General features: G+C 42.3%; 17 protein-coding genes. 4 read left to right on the forward strand and 13 right to left on the reverse strand.

The genetic code is table 11. The annotated features are described in order from the left end of the window. Window positions 1–105: 105 nt before the first annotated feature. From WKT08_RS09370 to ruvB, 13 genes are all read right to left on the reverse strand, one after another. Entirely contained in the window at window positions 106–558 is a 453-nt protein-coding gene (locus tag WKT08_RS09370; RefSeq protein ID WP_023920078.1) for a YhcH/YjgK/YiaL family protein, read from the reverse strand. A 162-nt stretch (window positions 559–720) separates the two neighbouring features. After that, the gene (locus WKT08_RS09375; protein ID WP_009731987.1) at window positions 721–1419 is read right to left on the reverse strand and encodes an N-acetylmannosamine-6-phosphate 2-epimerase; all 699 of its coding nucleotides are present in this window, start codon (window positions 1417–1419) and stop codon (window positions 721–723) included. A 170-nt stretch (window positions 1420–1589) separates the two neighbouring features. Then, entirely contained in the window at window positions 1590–1976 is a 387-nt protein-coding gene (locus tag WKT08_RS09380; RefSeq protein ID WP_254742736.1) for an ABC transporter permease, read from the reverse strand. A 157-nt stretch (window positions 1977–2133) separates the two neighbouring features. Next, entirely contained in the window at window positions 2134–3186 is a 1053-nt protein-coding gene (locus WKT08_RS09385; protein ID WP_024056400.1) for a zinc-dependent alcohol dehydrogenase family protein, read from the reverse strand. Between the two features lie 163 nt (window positions 3187–3349). After that, the gene (locus WKT08_RS09390) at window positions 3350–3673 is read right to left on the reverse strand and encodes a hypothetical protein (RefSeq protein ID WP_003009394.1); all 324 of its coding nucleotides are present in this window, start codon (window positions 3671–3673) and stop codon (window positions 3350–3352) included. Beyond that, window positions 3673–3978 (reverse strand): hypothetical protein, encoded by a 306-nt coding sequence (locus tag WKT08_RS09395; protein WP_003002376.1) that lies wholly within the window; start codon window positions 3976–3978, stop codon window positions 3673–3675. The genes WKT08_RS09390 and WKT08_RS09395 overlap by 1 nt, the downstream gene beginning before the upstream one ends. A gap of 13 nt (window positions 3979–3991) precedes the next feature. After that, window positions 3992–4549 carry a hypothetical protein gene (locus tag WKT08_RS09400; RefSeq protein WP_340281653.1) on the reverse strand — a complete coding sequence of 186 codons (558 nt, stop codon included), beginning with the start codon at window positions 4547–4549 and terminating at the stop codon, window positions 3992–3994. 252 nt (window positions 4550–4801) lie between these two features. Beyond that, a complete protein-coding gene (adhE, locus tag WKT08_RS09405) occupies window positions 4802–7453 on the reverse strand; it encodes a bifunctional acetaldehyde-CoA/alcohol dehydrogenase (RefSeq protein ID WP_070845585.1) in 2652 nt (883 codons plus the stop codon). 397 nt (window positions 7454–7850) lie between these two features. After that, a complete protein-coding gene (locus tag WKT08_RS09410) occupies window positions 7851–9653 on the reverse strand; it encodes an acyltransferase family protein (RefSeq protein WP_227038476.1) in 1803 nt (600 codons plus the stop codon). Then, window positions 9643–10047 carry a hypothetical protein gene (locus WKT08_RS09415; RefSeq protein ID WP_227038475.1) on the reverse strand — a complete coding sequence of 135 codons (405 nt, stop codon included), beginning with the start codon at window positions 10045–10047 and terminating at the stop codon, window positions 9643–9645. The genes WKT08_RS09410 and WKT08_RS09415 overlap by 11 nt, the downstream gene beginning before the upstream one ends. A gap of 25 nt (window positions 10048–10072) precedes the next feature. Further along, window positions 10073–10498, reverse strand: a complete 426-nt coding sequence (locus WKT08_RS09420; protein ID WP_118096327.1) for a low molecular weight protein-tyrosine-phosphatase — start codon at window positions 10496–10498, stop codon at window positions 10073–10075. Between the two features lie 174 nt (window positions 10499–10672). Next, entirely contained in the window at window positions 10673–11239 is a 567-nt protein-coding gene (locus WKT08_RS09425) for a nucleotidyltransferase family protein (RefSeq protein WP_340281662.1), read from the reverse strand. A gap of 6 nt (window positions 11240–11245) precedes the next feature. Further along, complete coding sequence (gene ruvB / locus WKT08_RS09430) at window positions 11246–12244, reverse strand: Holliday junction branch migration DNA helicase RuvB (RefSeq protein ID WP_021154208.1); 999 nt, start codon at window positions 12242–12244, stop codon at window positions 11246–11248. A 230-nt stretch (window positions 12245–12474) separates the two neighbouring features. On the opposite strand from ruvB, the gene WKT08_RS09435 reads away from it, so the two are divergent. The 4 genes from WKT08_RS09435 (at window position 12475) to WKT08_RS09450 (ending at window position 15639) form a co-directional block, all read left to right on the forward strand. Next, window positions 12475–13197: a hypothetical protein gene (locus WKT08_RS09435; protein ID WP_340281667.1), complete on the forward strand. Its 723-nt coding sequence runs from the start codon at window positions 12475–12477 to the stop codon at window positions 13195–13197. A gap of 15 nt (window positions 13198–13212) precedes the next feature. Continuing rightward, a complete protein-coding gene (locus tag WKT08_RS09440) occupies window positions 13213–13941 on the forward strand; it encodes a hypothetical protein (RefSeq protein WP_340281669.1) in 729 nt (242 codons plus the stop codon). A 391-nt stretch (window positions 13942–14332) separates the two neighbouring features. Further along, a complete protein-coding gene (locus WKT08_RS09445; protein ID WP_340281671.1) occupies window positions 14333–14767 on the forward strand; it encodes a hypothetical protein in 435 nt (144 codons plus the stop codon). Continuing rightward, window positions 14764–15639, forward strand: a complete 876-nt coding sequence (locus WKT08_RS09450; RefSeq protein WP_340281673.1) for a hypothetical protein — start codon at window positions 14764–14766, stop codon at window positions 15637–15639. The genes WKT08_RS09445 and WKT08_RS09450 overlap by 4 nt, the downstream gene beginning before the upstream one ends. The last annotated feature ends 260 nt before the right edge of the window (window positions 15640–15899 follow it).

Genomic DNA, 15899 nt, shown 5'->3' on the forward strand with positions numbered 1-15899 from the left:
TCTTTCTGTTTTAAATACAAAATATGTAATCAGCGCTTTGAAGACTTAACTTCTCCGAAAAAACTAACTATATTGCCTATCTCCTCCATTTTCTATTTAAGACATCTAATCAATCGCAATTTTGAATAAATATTTTCTGACTGTTTCTTCCTGACCTGAATAACCATTTGGTTGGTGAGGTTCACCAGGGAAGAAGACTGCAAAATTATGATAGCCCAAATGAAGTGGATAGAATTTCTCACAATGAACAAAGCCAATATCACTTGCTTCATCAAATGGAATAGCTTCATCTAGGATACGGGAACCGTAGCTAGAGAATTCATGCCCTTCAACTAATAAATGAAGGTCGGCATAACGGCGATGATGTTCAAAGCGATTATTTTCATCTTTGTTAAGGGTGTTTTCTTGAACAACGAGAAAGACCTTGTCACCGTCGATATCATATCTCCCTAGCTCAAAAGAATCTTTCCGGTGTTCATAGAGAAAATCAATCGCTTGATCCAGATTAGGATGAATCCCTTTGTACAATTTTATGTTTGTTAAATCATCAAATATCATCTATTTCTCCTTTAACACTAGATTTATGTTACAGAAAGTTAAGCAAATATGACTTCCTTCTTGAAATCTACATCGTTATCCCTTCACTGAAACATTCTCATTAAATGAATTCGACTACTCTCTATTCGGTCTCCTCCTCCTTCAATCTACTGTTTTGTTTTCTCATTTTAAGGCTGCGACAAAGCGCTCGGTGATCTCTTTTGGTCGGGTAATGGCGCCGCCTACAACGATCCCACGAACCCCAAGATCATGGATTTTCTTGGCCTGATCAGGATAGTGGATCTTGCCTTCTGCGATGACATCCACTCCTGCTTGACAGAGGCTATGGATCAGTTCAAAATCTGGACCATCAACCTTTGGACTGTAGTCCGTATAGCCCGAAAGGGTCGTTCCGACAAAGTCTACTCCCGCTTCGACAGCTGTCAATCCTTCTTCCAGAGTAGAGGTATCAGCCATCAAGAGTTGGTCTGGATATTTCTCTTTGACTTGATGGATAAAGTCACTAATCGAAAGACCATCATGACGGGGACGTTTGGTACAATCAAGAGCAATGACTGCGATATCCAAAGCTGCCAGCTCATCGACTTCTTTCATAGTAGCCGTGATAAATGGTTCTTCAGGTGGGTAATCACGTTTGATAATCCCAATAATTGGTAACTTGGTCACTTCCTTGATTTCCTTGATATCCCGGACACTATTGGCTCGGATTCCGACAGCTCCACCCTGTTCAGCCGCTTTGACCAAGAGAGGAATGACTCCTCCTGCTTCTGTATAGAGCGGTTCATGAGGGAGAGCTTGACAAGAAACAATGATGCCGTCTTTGATTTGTTCAATCAGTTCATCTTTTGTAATCTTTGACATAACTCCTTCTCCTTTGATAATAAGGCAACTCGAGTACTTGTAAATTGATTATAATCTATTTTTAAAGCGCTTACAATATTAATCGTGCAATTGGATTATAGTTTCACATTTTAGGGAAAAATAAAAAGATCTCTGAAACTAGTTTCAGAGATCTAGGACATGGTGATTCCCTAAGCCATCTTTTGAGTCGCTTTTTCCTTTACGACAAATACAAAGCCGATAGAGCCGACGACGGCTCCAAGCAAGATCCAATAGACCATATCCGATGAAGTAATTGGGCCTGCCAAGAGACCTGCTAATAAAAAGAGATCGATATACAGTCTAGTATCACGATAGAAGGTCCAATTGAAATGGTAGCTACCTTCTGGGTACTGCCGTGTCGATACAGACGGTTGAAAGACCTGCAACAGAATCAAAATCCCTACAAAAGCAAGATAAGCTAGGCTAACTACCGAAAGCGGAGCCTGCATCGTCATAACCACAGCTACTATAAGCAAGACCAAGAGCCAGAAATGGAAGTCCATCCAGAATTCACGATGATAACGAAAGCCTTTCATAAGATCACACCTTTCTATCCATATAATCGTTTTCTACACTTATATTATAAGAAAAGGAATTTTTTTGCAAGGAATCATCGGCTATTTGGGACTGAAAATAGGACCAGAATATCTCTGGCCCTTCTAAAAAAACTATGAACAAAGAGTAACGAGCACATCATTCACTGATGTCATTTTCGATAATAACCTTGAGTGCATTGTTTTCACCCGCATGTTTAAAGACATCATAGGCCTTTTCGACTTCTGAGAGTTTGAAGTGGTGGGTAATGAGCTTGGTTGCATCGATCTTACCAGATTTTAGGACATTGAGCAACATTTCAGTGGTGTTGGCATTGACGAGACCGGTGTTGAGGGTAATGTTCTTGATCCACAATTCGTCCAAATTGAAGCTAACTGGTTTTCCGTGAACACCGACATTGGCGATGTGACCGCCGACAGAGATGACGTTTTGGCAGACATCAAAGGTCGCAGGATAACCCACACATTCCATTGAAATATCGACACCACGACCATCCGTCACTTCATTGATAAAGGCCTTGATTTCCGCAATATCGCTGGAGCAGATGGTGTGAGTTGCCCCAAATTTCTTAGCTGCTTCAAGACGAGATTCAGATAAGTCCACCATGATAATCGTAGCTGGTGAGAAGAATTGAACGGTCAAGAGAGCCGCAAGACCGATCGGACCAGCTCCAACGATACAGACATTGTCCCCAGGTTTCACATGAGATGGAAGCACCCCAATTTCATAAGACGTTGGGAGAATGTCTGAGAGCATCACCAAGGCTTCGTCATCCACAGTTTCAGGCGCATGATAAAGACTACCATCCGCATGTGGAATGTGGACATACTCTGCTTGGGTCCCATTGATTAAGTGACCCAAAATCCAACCACCATCTTCACAGTGAGAAGGAAGACTACGTTTACAGTAATAGCATGTATTACAAGCTGTGACACAAGAGATAATGACCTTGTCGCCCACCTTGAAGTTAGTAACCGCATCGCCGACTTCTTCGACGATCCCGATTCCTTCGTGACCTAAAATCGTGCCTTCTTTACAAGCCGGAACATCTCCTCCTAGGATGTGAAGGTCTGTCCCACAGATGGTTGTCTTCAAGACACGCACAATGGCATCCGTTGGATTTTTGATCACTGGTTTTGGTTGATCCAGCAGTTGCAGATTGCCTGCAGATACATAAGTTGCAGCTTTCATAAGCGACTCCTTTTCTTTGTTGGTTTGATAAAACCATTTTATTTTCGTTTCTTTGTGAATATTATAACATATTAAGTAAACGCTTACAAGATTTTATGAGCACATTTTTAAAAGTTTTTTGAGCAAACAAAAACATTCCTCTTATCTCTACCAGAGGAATGTTTCAATCACCTTGTTCTAATTGTTGGCGCTGCTTATAGTACTCTTGCTGCTCGCGCTCGCGCTCTTCTTCTAAACGCTCTTCATAGCGCTTGAGTTCTGCCTCAAACTCTTCTTGCAAGGCAAATAAACGCTCCAAGCCACTTTGGGCCTCCGCACTTGGGGCTTGAAAATGAAGGGCACTCAGCCAGTCCACTAAATTTTCTGTATGTTGGCGGACATCCATACGCATATCCGCATAATCCCACTCCAACTCGCTAAGCTTTTGATTGAAGCGGTAATGTCGATCTTCTAGTTGTTCTAATTCACTATTTCCTGAATGGTACATCACATACCTCCTTTAATCGGACTCAATAAAATCGGCTTCTTCACTGATTTCAGTGCTGTTTCTACCGCGTCCGCTGCTCCTCCTGTAAATCCATCTTTCAAATCACTAACTAGGGTCGTTGTAGCAAAAGAACGCATCTTTTCGGATTGACCGCCCAAGGTTACCTGCAAACTCATCCCTTCCAACATCATCAAGGCTTTCTGCGTTGCAATCAAACTTCTGATCGCAATCCGCTCTTGCTCCTTTTTAATCTCTCGATGGAGCTCCTCAATTCGTTCTCTGTCCTCTCCCAGGATCTCTAACATCTTTTTCTCCTACTTATGAAAAATCAAAGGCCGTCGCTTGTCCCTTGTCCAAGTCCACCAATTGAGCTGATGCAGCCTCCAGCTGACCTGCCAAATCTGACAAGCGAGTGGAGTAGGCCTTTGCTTGGGCGAGGTTTTCCGCCTCTACTGCTTGGTCCCAACAAGTATCCATGGAGAACTCTCCTAATAGTTGCTCCACTTCTGCATCTGTTAAAAATTGGGCCATGCTGTGGGCCATTTGTGACACCTCAGCGACCTTATGGGAAACCGTCTCCTTAGCCTCTTCCAGCTTATCCTTGACTTCTGCCTCAAAGGCAGTTGCTTGCGCTGAAGCATTCTGCGCTACTGCCAGCACCAATTCCTCCCGCAATTGAATGGTCTGGGTCCCAGACGCGCTCGCTAGTTGCTGATGGAGGCTAGAAATGCTTGGCTTTTCCTGCCCATACATGGAGACCACCGAAGCAGATGATGGCTGATTTTCTGAAGTGGAAGTTTCCCGATCTCGTTGGGGCATTTCAATAATTTTCTGTGCCTGATCTTGTCTTCCTTGCACGTCACCTTCTAACTCCATTTGAGATGGCCTCCTTTCTTGGATTTATTTTTTCGTTTCCTATAACTGAAAAAGGATCATAACCCTTCAGCTACAGGCAGATTCACACACTATAGGGTAACATAAAATAGCTCGGAATGCTATAAAAATAACACAATTTTTGAAAAAAAGTCTAATTTTTTATGAAAAAACGAGTTTTGGACCCAAATAGCAAAAATCCCCCACTTTTACGAGTGAGGGATAGCTGATAAACATCAGTTGTTCCTTGGCGTCTTATTTACGACGTCCTGGACGTTCCTTGTAACCATAGTATGCATCTTCGATGATTTCTTGCATATGGTCTACCATTGGAAGACGTGGGTTAGCTGGTGAACATTGATCTTCGTAAGCAAGGAAGGCCAATTCACGAGAATGTTTCTTCCATTCTTTTTCATCGATTCCTTGTGCTTTGAAGTTCATTTCGATACCACAGCGTTCACCGAGTTCGTATACAGCTTTTGCGTAAGCTTCAACGGCTTCTTCTGGAGTAGAGCATGGAAGTCCTAGCATACGAGCGATATCTTGGTATTTTTCATCTGCACGGTAGTAGTTGTACTTAGGCCATGTAGCTGTCTTGGCTGGGCGTGTACCGTTGTAGCGGATAACGTATGGAAGCAAGATGGCATTGGTCCGTCCGTGGATGGTGTGGAATTGTGCACCGATCTTGTGGGCCATGGAGTGAGAAATACCGAGGAAGGCATTGGCGAAGGCCATACCTGCAATGGTTGACGCATTGTGCATCTTTTCGCGTGAATGGAAGTCCGCATTCTTGACTGAGCTTTCCAAGTTTTCAAAGACAAGTTTAATAGCTTGAAGAGCAAGACCATCTGTGAAGTCGCTAGCCATTTGTGATACGTAAGCTTCTGTCGCGTGCGTCAAGACGTCCATACCAGTGTCTGCTGCAACAGATCCAGGAACTGTCAATACCAAGGCAGGGTCTACGATGGCAACTGTTGGAGTCAATGAGTAGTCTGCGATTGGGTATTTACGGTTGTTGGCTTTATCAGAGATAACGGCAAATGGAGTTACTTCAGATCCTGTACCAGATGTTGTTGGGATCGCAATAAATTTGGTCTTCTTACCAAGCAATGGGAACTTGAAGGCACGTTTACGGATATCCATGAATTTTTGAACCAAGTCACGGAAGTCCACTTCTGGTTGTTCGTAGAAGAGCCACATAACTTTGGCCGCATCCATTGGTGATCCACCACCAAGAGCAATGATGGTATCTGGTTTGAAGGCACGCATGATCTCTGTACCACGTTCAACAGTTGTGATATCTGGATCTGGTTCTACGTCTGCAAAGATTTGGTAAACCACCTTGTTGCGACGAAGGTCAAGCTGTTCGATGATACGATCAAGGAAACCAAGCTCTACCATAGCGTGGTCTGTAACGATCATGACACGTTCAACGTCACGACATTTTTGTAGGTATTCAATTGAATCACGTTCAAAGTATGTTTTTGAAGGAAGTTTCATCCATTGCATGTTATTTCTCCGGCGTCCGACTTTTTTGATATTCAAGAGGTTGATGGCACTAACGTTGTCCCCAACAGAGTTGCGTCCGTAAGAACCACATCCAAGTGTCAATGATGGCAAGAAGGCATTGTAAACATCCCCGATACCACCGAAAGTCGAAGGAGAGTTGCAGATCACACGAATAGCTTTGACCGCTTTACCAAATTCTTTGGTCAATTCTTCATCAGCAGTATGGATGGCTGCTGAGTGACCAAGACCATTGAATTCGACCATTTGGCGAGCTTTGTTAATTCCGTCTTCACGGCTTTCAGATTTCAAAACAGCGATGACTGGTGACAATTTTTCACGAGTCAACGGTTCTTTTTCGCCAACTTCTTTACATTCTGCCGCAAGGATATTGGTTCCTTCTGGAACAGAGAAGCCAGCTTGTTCTGCGATCCATGCTGCTGGTTTCCCAACGATGTCCGCATTCAATTTCGCACCTGCACAGTTCTTGCTGTTGGCTTTTACGCCGAAGCAGAACTCTTCAAGAAGGGCTTTTTCTTTTTTGTTGACAAAGTAAGTGTGGTAAGATTTGAATTCTTCAACAAACTCATCGTAGATTTCTTTATCGATGATAACCGCTTGTTCAGATGCACAGACCATACCGTTGTCAAATGATTTAGACATGACGATATCGTGTGCTGCTTGGCGGATATTAGCTGATTTTTCAACATAAGCAGGTACGTTTCCGGCACCAACCCCAAGAGCTGGCTTCCCACATGAGTACGCTGCTTTAACCATGGCGTTACCACCGGTCGCAAGGATAGTCGCAACTCCTTCATGGTTCATAAGGGCACTGGTTGCTTCCATAGAAGGTTGGGTAATCCATTGCACACAGTTTTCAGGTGCTCCAGCTGCAATTGCTGCATCGCGTACGATTTGTGCTGCATGAGCTGATGATTCTTGAGCAGATGGGTGGAAGGCAAAGACGATAGGGTTCCGTGTCTTCAAGGAAATCAAAGCTTTAAAGATTGCTGTTGAAGTTGGGTTTGTTGTAGGAGTGATCCCGCAGACAACTCCGACGGGCTCAGCAATAAGGGTCAAACCAGTGACGTCATCTTCTGAAATGACACCAACTGTCTTGGTGTGACGCATGTTGTTTACAACGTGCTCACAAGCGAACAAGTTCTTCGTCGCCTTGTCTTCAAAGACTCCACGACCAGTTTCTTCATATGCATGAAGAGCAAGCTCACCGTGTGCGTCAAGAGCAGCTACAGATGCTTTTGCAACGATGTAGTCTACTTGTTCCTGATCCAATTTGCGCATTTCTTCAAGCGCCACCAGCGCTTTTTGCACCAACTCGTCTACGTGTTTTTCAGCAGCGAGTTTCTTTTCTTCAGGTGAGAGAGTTTTTTTATCAGCCATTTGATGCTTTCCTCCAATGTTTGAAACCCTTATCCTTTTCCGGAACTTTTTCTTGTTTTCAGAAATTTTCAAGAATAGTGTAAGAAATTTCGATTTGTTAATTATTTCACAATATAATTGTACTCTATTTTGAGTTTTTTGTAAACACTTCCAAGCAACTTTCACAAAGATTTTTTTGAAGTTTGTGAAAGTTTTATCAATTCAATTGCTGCAAAAACAATTCTTTAGCAAAATTGTGAAAAAATAATTTTAAAAATTTTTTCTTCACAAAGTGATGTTTTCAATCGATTTTTGTAAGCGTTTTCTTAATCTTACTAAAAAAAGCAGCTTTTTACAAGTAAAAAGTTGCTTTTTGTTTTGTTAGGATTTGTTTTGTTTCAGTTTCAGAGATGCTTTTTTACTTCTTGACTGGACCTTTTTCAGCCTTGTCAAGAGCTTCTTTGACGGTTTGGGCATAGAGTTCCCCACCATTGGTCTCCATATTGAAGTGAACAGAGTCTGTTCCCACCCAAATATTTGGATTTTCCACGGCTACTTGATACCAGTCCGCAATGGTGATGAAATCGTATTTCTTGGCTAGTTCCAACTCATAAAGACGCGTTTGAACCGATTCACTGGACGGATCGTTGGCATAGCGCCCATCATATGGTGTCACAAGGATCAAGCGACGGCCTTTTGGAAGTTTCTCAACATACTGATCCAGCAATTCTTTGTAGTTGCTTACAGTATTGGTTCCTAGGGCAATGACCACATTTTTTAGGAGAACTTTATTGGAGATATCGGTCTCAAAGACCTTCATTCCATTTTCCAACTGACGGCTCACCACTGCATCGATCTGGATGCCAGGGATGGCTTTAGTCAGGTAGTCCTGCGCTCGCAAGTTAACCGAATCCCCGATCATGGTCACACCATTTGAAACGTTATAGTCTGTTGCCGTCGCATTGTCCACCTGCGTCCGTGTGACCTGCATTTTGCTGTCTGCTTGATTGAGCCCACTCACTACCAAACTCTCATCAAAAGCTCCAACGGTAGGTGCAAAGGCGGAGATTCCAACCATCAAGAGAGCTAATGGAATCATGAGGTAAAAGATCGGTTTGGTCAAAAAGCTGAGATCCATCTTCATACCAAAGACCCGAGGTTCCTTACCTGCAATGGTTGGCTCCAAAATATAGAAGGACAGAGCCGTTAGAATCAAGGAAACGATCGTCGTCACAAGGGCTGCCATCATATTTCCCAAATGTTGAGAGAAGATGATAAAGAAAGGCCAGTGGAAAAGGTAAACGCCATAACTGGTATCTGCCAAGAAATTGAGGATGGCTGGTTCTTTTTTATCTGGCGTCTTTTCATGGAGAATGCGGGCCGACAGAATCATGGCACAAGCTGCGATTGTCGCTACTAAAAAGCCAAATAGATAGGTCCACAAGCTATCAAATGGTAAGAAAAGACTGAGCACAAACAAGAAGGCAAAGCTTCCACCCAAGACCGATAAGGTCTTTTTCATGCTCCAAGACTGCACCAGCTTTGTAAAGTTCGGGCTGACATTGGCAATCCCTGTCACCGTTGCTAGACACGATCCCGCAAAGAAGGGGAAGATGTGAGTGAAGCTAGAAAAATAGATGGTGGAGAAATTAGCTGTCAGAAAGGCGCGGATGAACATGGACAAGAAGGTGAAGAGAAAGAGCCCGCTGGACGCCAGGAAGAGCATGCCTCGGTATTTTCCAACCGTCTTAGCCCGCTTAGCCAAGAACCATGCCAAAAGTGCCCAGAGCACATAGTAATGCACTTCTAGGGCCAGACTCCAGGTATGAAGGAAGAGATGTGGAATGAAGTTACTTTCGTAACTACCACCCGTTGCCATCTCAAAGAAATTGGTCACAAAACCAAAGACCGCCGCAATCTGAGTCCCAATACCAGCCACGTAGTCCCGTTGGACCATAAAGGTAAAGGGCATCACGACCAAGACCATAAAGACAAGGGGTGGTACGATCCGGTAAAAGCGCCGTTTCAAGAATGCCAGGTAGTCGATTCCTTGCTTGCGCGCAAATTCATCGATCAAGAGCGCTGTAATCAAAAATCCTGAGAAGGTGAAGAAAATATCTACCCCAATGAAGCCTCCAGGAAAGGCTTTTTGGAAGAAATGGTAAAGCAATACCAATAAGAGTCCTGTAACACGGACTAGTGAAAACCATTTAATGCGCATTTTGATAAATCCCCTGCTTGAATGTTCCTTTGTATACGACGTTGGCTTCTGTGGTTAAGGTGCCTTTGCCCTCCGGCTGGCCGTTAATAAACTGCCCTTCATAGGTCCAACCATCCTTGGACTTAAACTTACCATAGCCGCTAAAAGAGCCGTTGACGAGGTTACCTGTATAGGTATCCCCATTTTTAAAGGTGACGGTTCCCTTGCCATTCATCTTGCCACGGACCAAACTTCCGTCGTAACGGATCGCCCCCTTATCCAAGGTCAAGACGCCCTGACCTGGAATGGCTGAAAGGAAAACCAGCAAAGCAGATAGAACAATCACGACTAATGCTGCTATTTCTAAATTTTTTCGCGTCAGATAGACCTTATAAGTCTCATAAAATTCTTTCATATTCATTCTCTCACATATCAAACTCTTAAGAAGTTGCTAGCTGATCTAACCAAGCCTTACAGCCACTCAGGACTCTGGAATAGGTCTCCTCAAAATCACCGGTATACCACGGATCTGGCACACTTTCAGAAGCAAAAAGATGAATCTTGTGTTCTGTTCCTGCAGGAGCCATTCGCTTCAGATCTGCTACATTGTTTTCGTCCATCCCTAGGATCAAATCAAAGTTGTAAAAATCCTCTTCCTTGATCTGTAAGGATGTCTTGGCTGGATCATACGGGACTTGATGTTGTTGAAAGATTTTCTGGGTTCCCTGATGGATGGGATTGCCATGTTCCCAGCTCGAGGTGGCCCGACTTTCAATCTCATACTGATCCGTCAAGTCCTTCATGACAAACTCCGCCATGGGGCTCCGACAAATATTTCCTAAGCAGACAAAGACGATTTTTTTCATGATTCCACCTAACTCCTTGTTCGGACTGCCCAACCTAGCTGAGCCCTTCGCTTTCCACTATGGAAAACCAGCATACTATTACTATTATAACAAAAATGTGACAGAAAGATGACAAAGTGGCTCCATCATTTTAAAGAAAAATCAGATTCCTTTTTTCAAATCTGATCTGTTTCTCTATTTTGGAAAACGAACCTCTAATAGAGGCCATTTACTCTGCCAATTTTTCTTTTTCATCCGCTCTGTATAAACCGCTAAACGCTCTGGGCTGGCTAAAAAATGCGGAGTCGGCTGAACGATGAAGTCTTCGATATCCTTTGTCCCATAAGGGAGAAAGAGCTCTAGCCGACCATCTTTCCTTAAGCGAACTGCAAGAGCCGTACACTGCTCGGGGTATTTAGAAACCGCGTCACAAGCACTGCGATAAGGAGCCGTCCCAGGACTATGCTGGTGCATATAGACTTGATTCTTCACTTCCCAAGCGTACTGGGGATAGGTCTTCTTTAATTCCTGCTCGATCTGGAGAGTCTCCTCATAACTGATCGCAGGGTCATAAAAGACCAGATCCATATCGGTTGTCGCGTCAAACCCTGGTTTTCCAGAGAGCTGGTTCCAGATGAAATTGCGCACCGCACCCGCTGCTAACCAGGCATCTGCCAAGTTGAGATCCCGAATAATAGCCAAGACTTTCATCATCTCCGGATCCGCTTGGATCTGTTCTACGATTGCTTCTTCCGTCAGCATCTTCTTCTAGTCTCCATTGTAGGGATAACCCAGGTGTTCATAAGCCTTGCGGGTCGCCACGCGCCCTGTCCGGGTCCGCATGATAAAGCCTTTTTGAATCAAGTAAGGCTCATACATATCTTCTACAGTTTCACGTTCTTCAGCAATATTGACCGATAGAGTCCCAAGCCCGACCGGGCCACCGCCGTACATTTCAATCATGGTGCGCAGGATCTTTTGATCGACATAGTCCAGTCCTTCATGGTCCACATCCAGCATAGAGAGGGCCTTGTCTGTAATGGTATCGTCAATCAAGCCATCGCCCATGATCTGAGCAAAATCGCGCACCCGTTTGAGCAAACGGTTGGCAATCCGAGGGGTCCCACGACTACGAAGAGAAAGCTCTTCGGCAGCTTCGTGGGTAATTTCCATCTCAAAGATTTCGGCGGTCCGCTCGACAATCTCTGTCAAATCATCCTGCTCATAGTATTCCATGTGCCCCGTAATTCCAAAGCGAGCACGCAAGGGATTGGACAGCATACCAGCTCGAGTCGTTGCCCCAATCAGAGTGAAAGGAGGAAGGTCCAGATGGACACTCCGGCTGCTCTCACCAGCGCCAATCATAATGTCGATGTAAAAATCTTCCATGGCGCTGTAAAGCACTTCTTCGACTGACATAGGAAGACGGTGGATCTCATCGATAAAGAGGACATCCCCCGGCTCTAAGTCATTCAGGATAGCTACCAAATCACCGGCCTTTTCAATGACAGGACCAGAAGTCTGCTTGAGATTGACGCCCAGTTCATTGGCGATGACAAAGGCCATGGTGGTTTTTCCAAGCCCCGGAGGGCCAAAAAGAAGGACATGATCCAGCGCTTCATCCCGAAGCTTGGCTGCCTCAATAAAGATTTTCAGCTGGTCCTTGACCTTATCCTGACCGATATATTCATGTAAATATTGCGGGCGTAGCGTCCGTTCAACGGCCTCTTCATCGCCCATGATTTCATTGTCTAAAATTCTACTCATACAGTCTATTATAGCAAAAAATGATACCTTCGGTACCATAAATAGAATGTGTTTTTTAAAGATCCTAGTTCACACCGTCGTTCGTTAGAAAAAGTTGAACAGTTGCCCTCATTGCCAACCTTTCTTTTTATTATACGGTCCCTTCTTCTTCATACCTCGCTCACCATTTCACTTTATAATTATTTCCTTTAATGATAAAATTAAAGCAACAAGGTTTAGGAGGTAAATTTATGTTTACTAAAACAAAGAAGATCCTTTTCGGTTTCTTGGCATTCTTTGCAGTGCTCCTCATTGCGGGATGTCAGTCTTCTCCATCGCAGTCTTCTAAAACAAATAAGTCTTCTCAAACAGATAAATCTCCTCAAACAATAAAAGCACCACAAGATCTTACAAAGGATCAACAAGGAACTTGGAAATGGACTGACCAACAAATGACCATTCAGAAAGTATTCCTAGCTTCTAATATCAAAAAACTAGCCGCTGTACTAATGCTTGATGACTTCGATAAGGTTAAGATGACGATGACCATTAAAGACAAAACCGTTGAATTGAAGTACCATTTTGATTACAGAGAACTGTATGAGGATCAAGCATTTGCAACAGGAGAGAACAAAGCGAATTATGAATCGTATTTAAAAAATAAAACTGCTGAATTTAAGAATTATATTCCAAATTTGAAACATACAAAGATTACTCTTGACGAACCTAATTATGCCTATGATTACTCTCTAACTGGAGAAATCGATACGCAGAAACATACTATTACGTTCCCTGAAACACCTACATTTTTAAGTAGAATTGTTATGGGAACCACGTATAATTCACTTGTACCAATTACTTATACTTACACCGTTGAAGGTAACCAAATAACACTTTATGCTGAAGGTAAAGATGAACAAAGTCATTTTAGACTCATACGTCTTCGTTTCAATTACGTAGGAGAGAAACATTAGAAGGAGTGATCAATCATGAACAATATGAAAAAAAGTTCCCTATGGATGTTTTCCCTTCTTGCTCTTCTATTGGTATCAGGATGTGGGCAACAACAGAAACAACAGCAACAGAAACAACAAACAACCACTGAGACTACAACAGTTGCAGAAACTACCACAGTAGCACCTACCCCAGTCTCACTAGAAGGAGACTGGAAAGCTGTAGATTTTAGAGATACAGTAGAACGTACTTTCTTAATTTATTATGATGATGCTAATAGTCGATTAAAGGTTACTGAAGCCTTCCAAGATATCGTTCCGACTCTAAAAATTACAGGAACAGATGTAACTTATTCTTATAGTGCAGATATGAATAAGTATATTGATTTTTATGCTGAACAGAATAAAGATAAATATCCTACAAAAGAAGAAGCTACTGCCATCCTTCTAGGCGTAAGAGAAAAGAAATTTGGAAGTTTTAAACATCAAACTGGAACGTTTGATAACGATACAAAAGTGTTAACTGCAACGTTAAATGATGGGGTTTTAAACGAGAATGCAAAAACGATCGTATTCCCTGAAGTGCCAAACATCTTTGGAGTTCTACCTCTTTATATTAATTCTACAGACGTACCAATTACTTATCACTACGAATTGAATGGTGACATCCTTACAATTTATGCTGAGAAAACGTACGATGAAACTGGTGCTCATCTTGTTTATCCAATGAAATTCAAGAAAGTTTCAGATCCTAAAACTAATTAAATAACTCACTGAGAGTGGGACAGAAATCGGTAATTCGTTAGAATTCGATTTCGTCGTCCCACCTCCGCACAGTTGAGTAGGGCTGTAAAAGCTGATGAAATCAGCGTAGTAGAGCCCACTCAACCACTGCGTCTTGCTCTACAATCCAAAAATAATTGAGAGGCTAGGAATATTGTCCCAGCCTCTTTTGTGTGCAAAAAAATAATTTAGGAAAGCTTGAGAATCTCATCTATTGGGGACTCTGCTACATACAATTTTTCCGTTTCTTATGTTGAATAATCGGTCAAGTTACAAAACAAAATTGCGATTCGTTTGAAAACCCTTGCAAAACATTTATGTTGCACGTATAATATAAGCGTAATACAATCATCTATTTTAAGGAGGTCTAGCGATGATTAGACGTTATAAAAAATTATTTTTAGCATTCATTGCACTGTTCTCAGTCTTCCTACTAGCTTCTTGTTCTCAAAAACAAAGTGGCTCTAAAAATGCCGCTAAAACAGAAACAGCAAAAGTCGAAACGATTGATGGCGAATGGGAATTAGTCGATACTCTCGATGCTTTAACGTCATCCATCGGAGCCTATACCCTCCATGGAATCCACTTTGCACACTTGCTTGAATCTGTTAAAGACTTCAAAATGGACATGAAGATTGAAAACAATACGGCAACGATTAAATACGACTATAACATTGATAACTTTATTAAAGCTTTCTACACTGTCACAACAGATGCTAGAGGCAAGACTGAAGAAGAATTCAAAAAAATCATGTATGACTCTCATGAAGGATTTGCAGGCGACTTTAAGAATACAAAGTCAGCATGAATAAAGATACTGGCGTGTTTAGCTACGAAGCAACGGGTTCTATTGATCAAGGTGCCAAAACAATGACCTTTGATGAAGGACTTTCAGTAGCAAACTCATTCTTCTTCTCATTCGGTGAAAATCGCGTTTCGCCAAACACATATCACTACAAATTAAAAGACGACATGCTTTATATTACGATTGAAGGGAAATCGAAAAGAGATAACCTTCCCGTTCACTATGAACTACACTTCAAACGTAAAGGAAGCACTACTCAAAAAGACCCTGTTCCAATTGAAGGAAAGTGGCAAGCTATCGACTTCAGACCAACTCTTGAACGTAGCTTAGCCTTTAAAGATTTTGACAATGATGATTCGGCTATCAAGCTGATCTATCCTGAGGCATGGAAAGATTTAAAACCAATGTTGAACATTACAGGTACATCTGTTGAATTCGACTATACTGTATCTCTAGCAGATGGTTTTGGAAGATTCTACGATTACTTAAAACAAAAAGATGCATCTAAAGTGACTCAAACGAAAGACGAATATATTAAAAATCAATTTACCAAATTATCAGTCAATCTACAGGATGGCGCTAAAGACTTGCCCAATACAACTTATGAATTTGATAGAGGTAATGCTAAAATTCATTCTGTATTGAAGAACGGTAAATTAGATACAGCAAACCAAACGATTATCTTCCCAGAAGCTATAAATATTGTGCAACTAGCAACCATGTCCATTGGACCTGTCGCTAAAGAAACTACGTATAAATACTCTATTGATGGAGATATTTTAACGTTGACGATTGAGCAACGCGATGGACAGAATAATCTAAATACGATTATTTCAGCAAAATTCAAAAAAGTGTCTGACGCCAAAACTAATTAGTCATTCCACTGCCCCTTGAGAATTTCTCAAGGGGCTTTTTTCTGTGCAAAAAAATAAAGAGCTTACGCTCTATTAAAATACTTCGGTACCTTTGGTTCGGTTGAACTCTCTGAGTTCACCTCATTAATTTTTTAAAGATCGTAGTTCTCACTTGCGTTCGAACTGCGTCAATGTACCTAAGCTCGTCTACGTCCCTATCAGGCTTGGTTAGATGAAATAGGTTTAGTAATAATTACATAACGCAGTGGTTGATTGGTATC

The sequence above is a fragment of the Streptococcus sp. HCA-5024 genome, from assembly GCF_037890265.1.
Classification (GTDB): Bacteria; Bacillota; Bacilli; order Lactobacillales; family Streptococcaceae; genus Streptococcus; species Streptococcus lingualis.

What these genes read in the sequence shown, in the direction of transcription:
- WKT08_RS09370 (WP_023920078.1), bottom strand. Translation starts at nt 558, where the DNA reads ATGATATTTGATGATTTAACAAACATAAAATTGTACAAAGGGATTCAT.
- WKT08_RS09375 (WP_009731987.1), bottom strand. Translation starts at nt 1,419, where the DNA reads ATGTCAAAGATTACAAAAGATGAACTGATTGAACAAATCAAAGACGGC.
- WKT08_RS09380 (WP_254742736.1), bottom strand. Translation starts at nt 1,976, where the DNA reads ATGAAAGGCTTTCGTTATCATCGTGAATTCTGGATGGACTTCCATTTC.
- WKT08_RS09385 (WP_024056400.1), bottom strand. Translation starts at nt 3,186, where the DNA reads ATGAAAGCTGCAACTTATGTATCTGCAGGCAATCTGCAACTGCTGGAT.
- WKT08_RS09390 (WP_003009394.1), bottom strand. Translation starts at nt 3,673, where the DNA reads ATGTACCATTCAGGAAATAGTGAATTAGAACAACTAGAAGATCGACAT.
- WKT08_RS09395 (WP_003002376.1), bottom strand. Translation starts at nt 3,978, where the DNA reads ATGTTAGAGATCCTGGGAGAGGACAGAGAACGAATTGAGGAGCTCCAT.
- WKT08_RS09400 (WP_340281653.1), bottom strand. Translation starts at nt 4,549, where the DNA reads ATGGAGTTAGAAGGTGACGTGCAAGGAAGACAAGATCAGGCACAGAAA.
- adhE (WP_070845585.1), bottom strand. Translation starts at nt 7,453, where the DNA reads ATGGCTGATAAAAAAACTCTCTCACCTGAAGAAAAGAAACTCGCTGCT.
- WKT08_RS09410 (WP_227038476.1), bottom strand. Translation starts at nt 9,653, where the DNA reads ATGCGCATTAAATGGTTTTCACTAGTCCGTGTTACAGGACTCTTATTG.
- WKT08_RS09415 (WP_227038475.1), bottom strand. Translation starts at nt 10,047, where the DNA reads ATGAAAGAATTTTATGAGACTTATAAGGTCTATCTGACGCGAAAAAAT.
- WKT08_RS09420 (WP_118096327.1), bottom strand. Translation starts at nt 10,498, where the DNA reads ATGAAAAAAATCGTCTTTGTCTGCTTAGGAAATATTTGTCGGAGCCCC.
- WKT08_RS09425 (WP_340281662.1), bottom strand. Translation starts at nt 11,239, where the DNA reads ATGCTGACGGAAGAAGCAATCGTAGAACAGATCCAAGCGGATCCGGAG.
- ruvB (WP_021154208.1), bottom strand. Translation starts at nt 12,244, where the DNA reads ATGAGTAGAATTTTAGACAATGAAATCATGGGCGATGAAGAGGCCGTT.
- WKT08_RS09435 (WP_340281667.1), top strand. Translation starts at nt 12,475, where the DNA reads ATGTTTACTAAAACAAAGAAGATCCTTTTCGGTTTCTTGGCATTCTTT.
- WKT08_RS09440 (WP_340281669.1), top strand. Translation starts at nt 13,213, where the DNA reads ATGAACAATATGAAAAAAAGTTCCCTATGGATGTTTTCCCTTCTTGCT.
- WKT08_RS09445 (WP_340281671.1), top strand. Translation starts at nt 14,333, where the DNA reads ATGATTAGACGTTATAAAAAATTATTTTTAGCATTCATTGCACTGTTC.
- WKT08_RS09450 (WP_340281673.1), top strand. Translation starts at nt 14,764, where the DNA reads ATGAATAAAGATACTGGCGTGTTTAGCTACGAAGCAACGGGTTCTATT.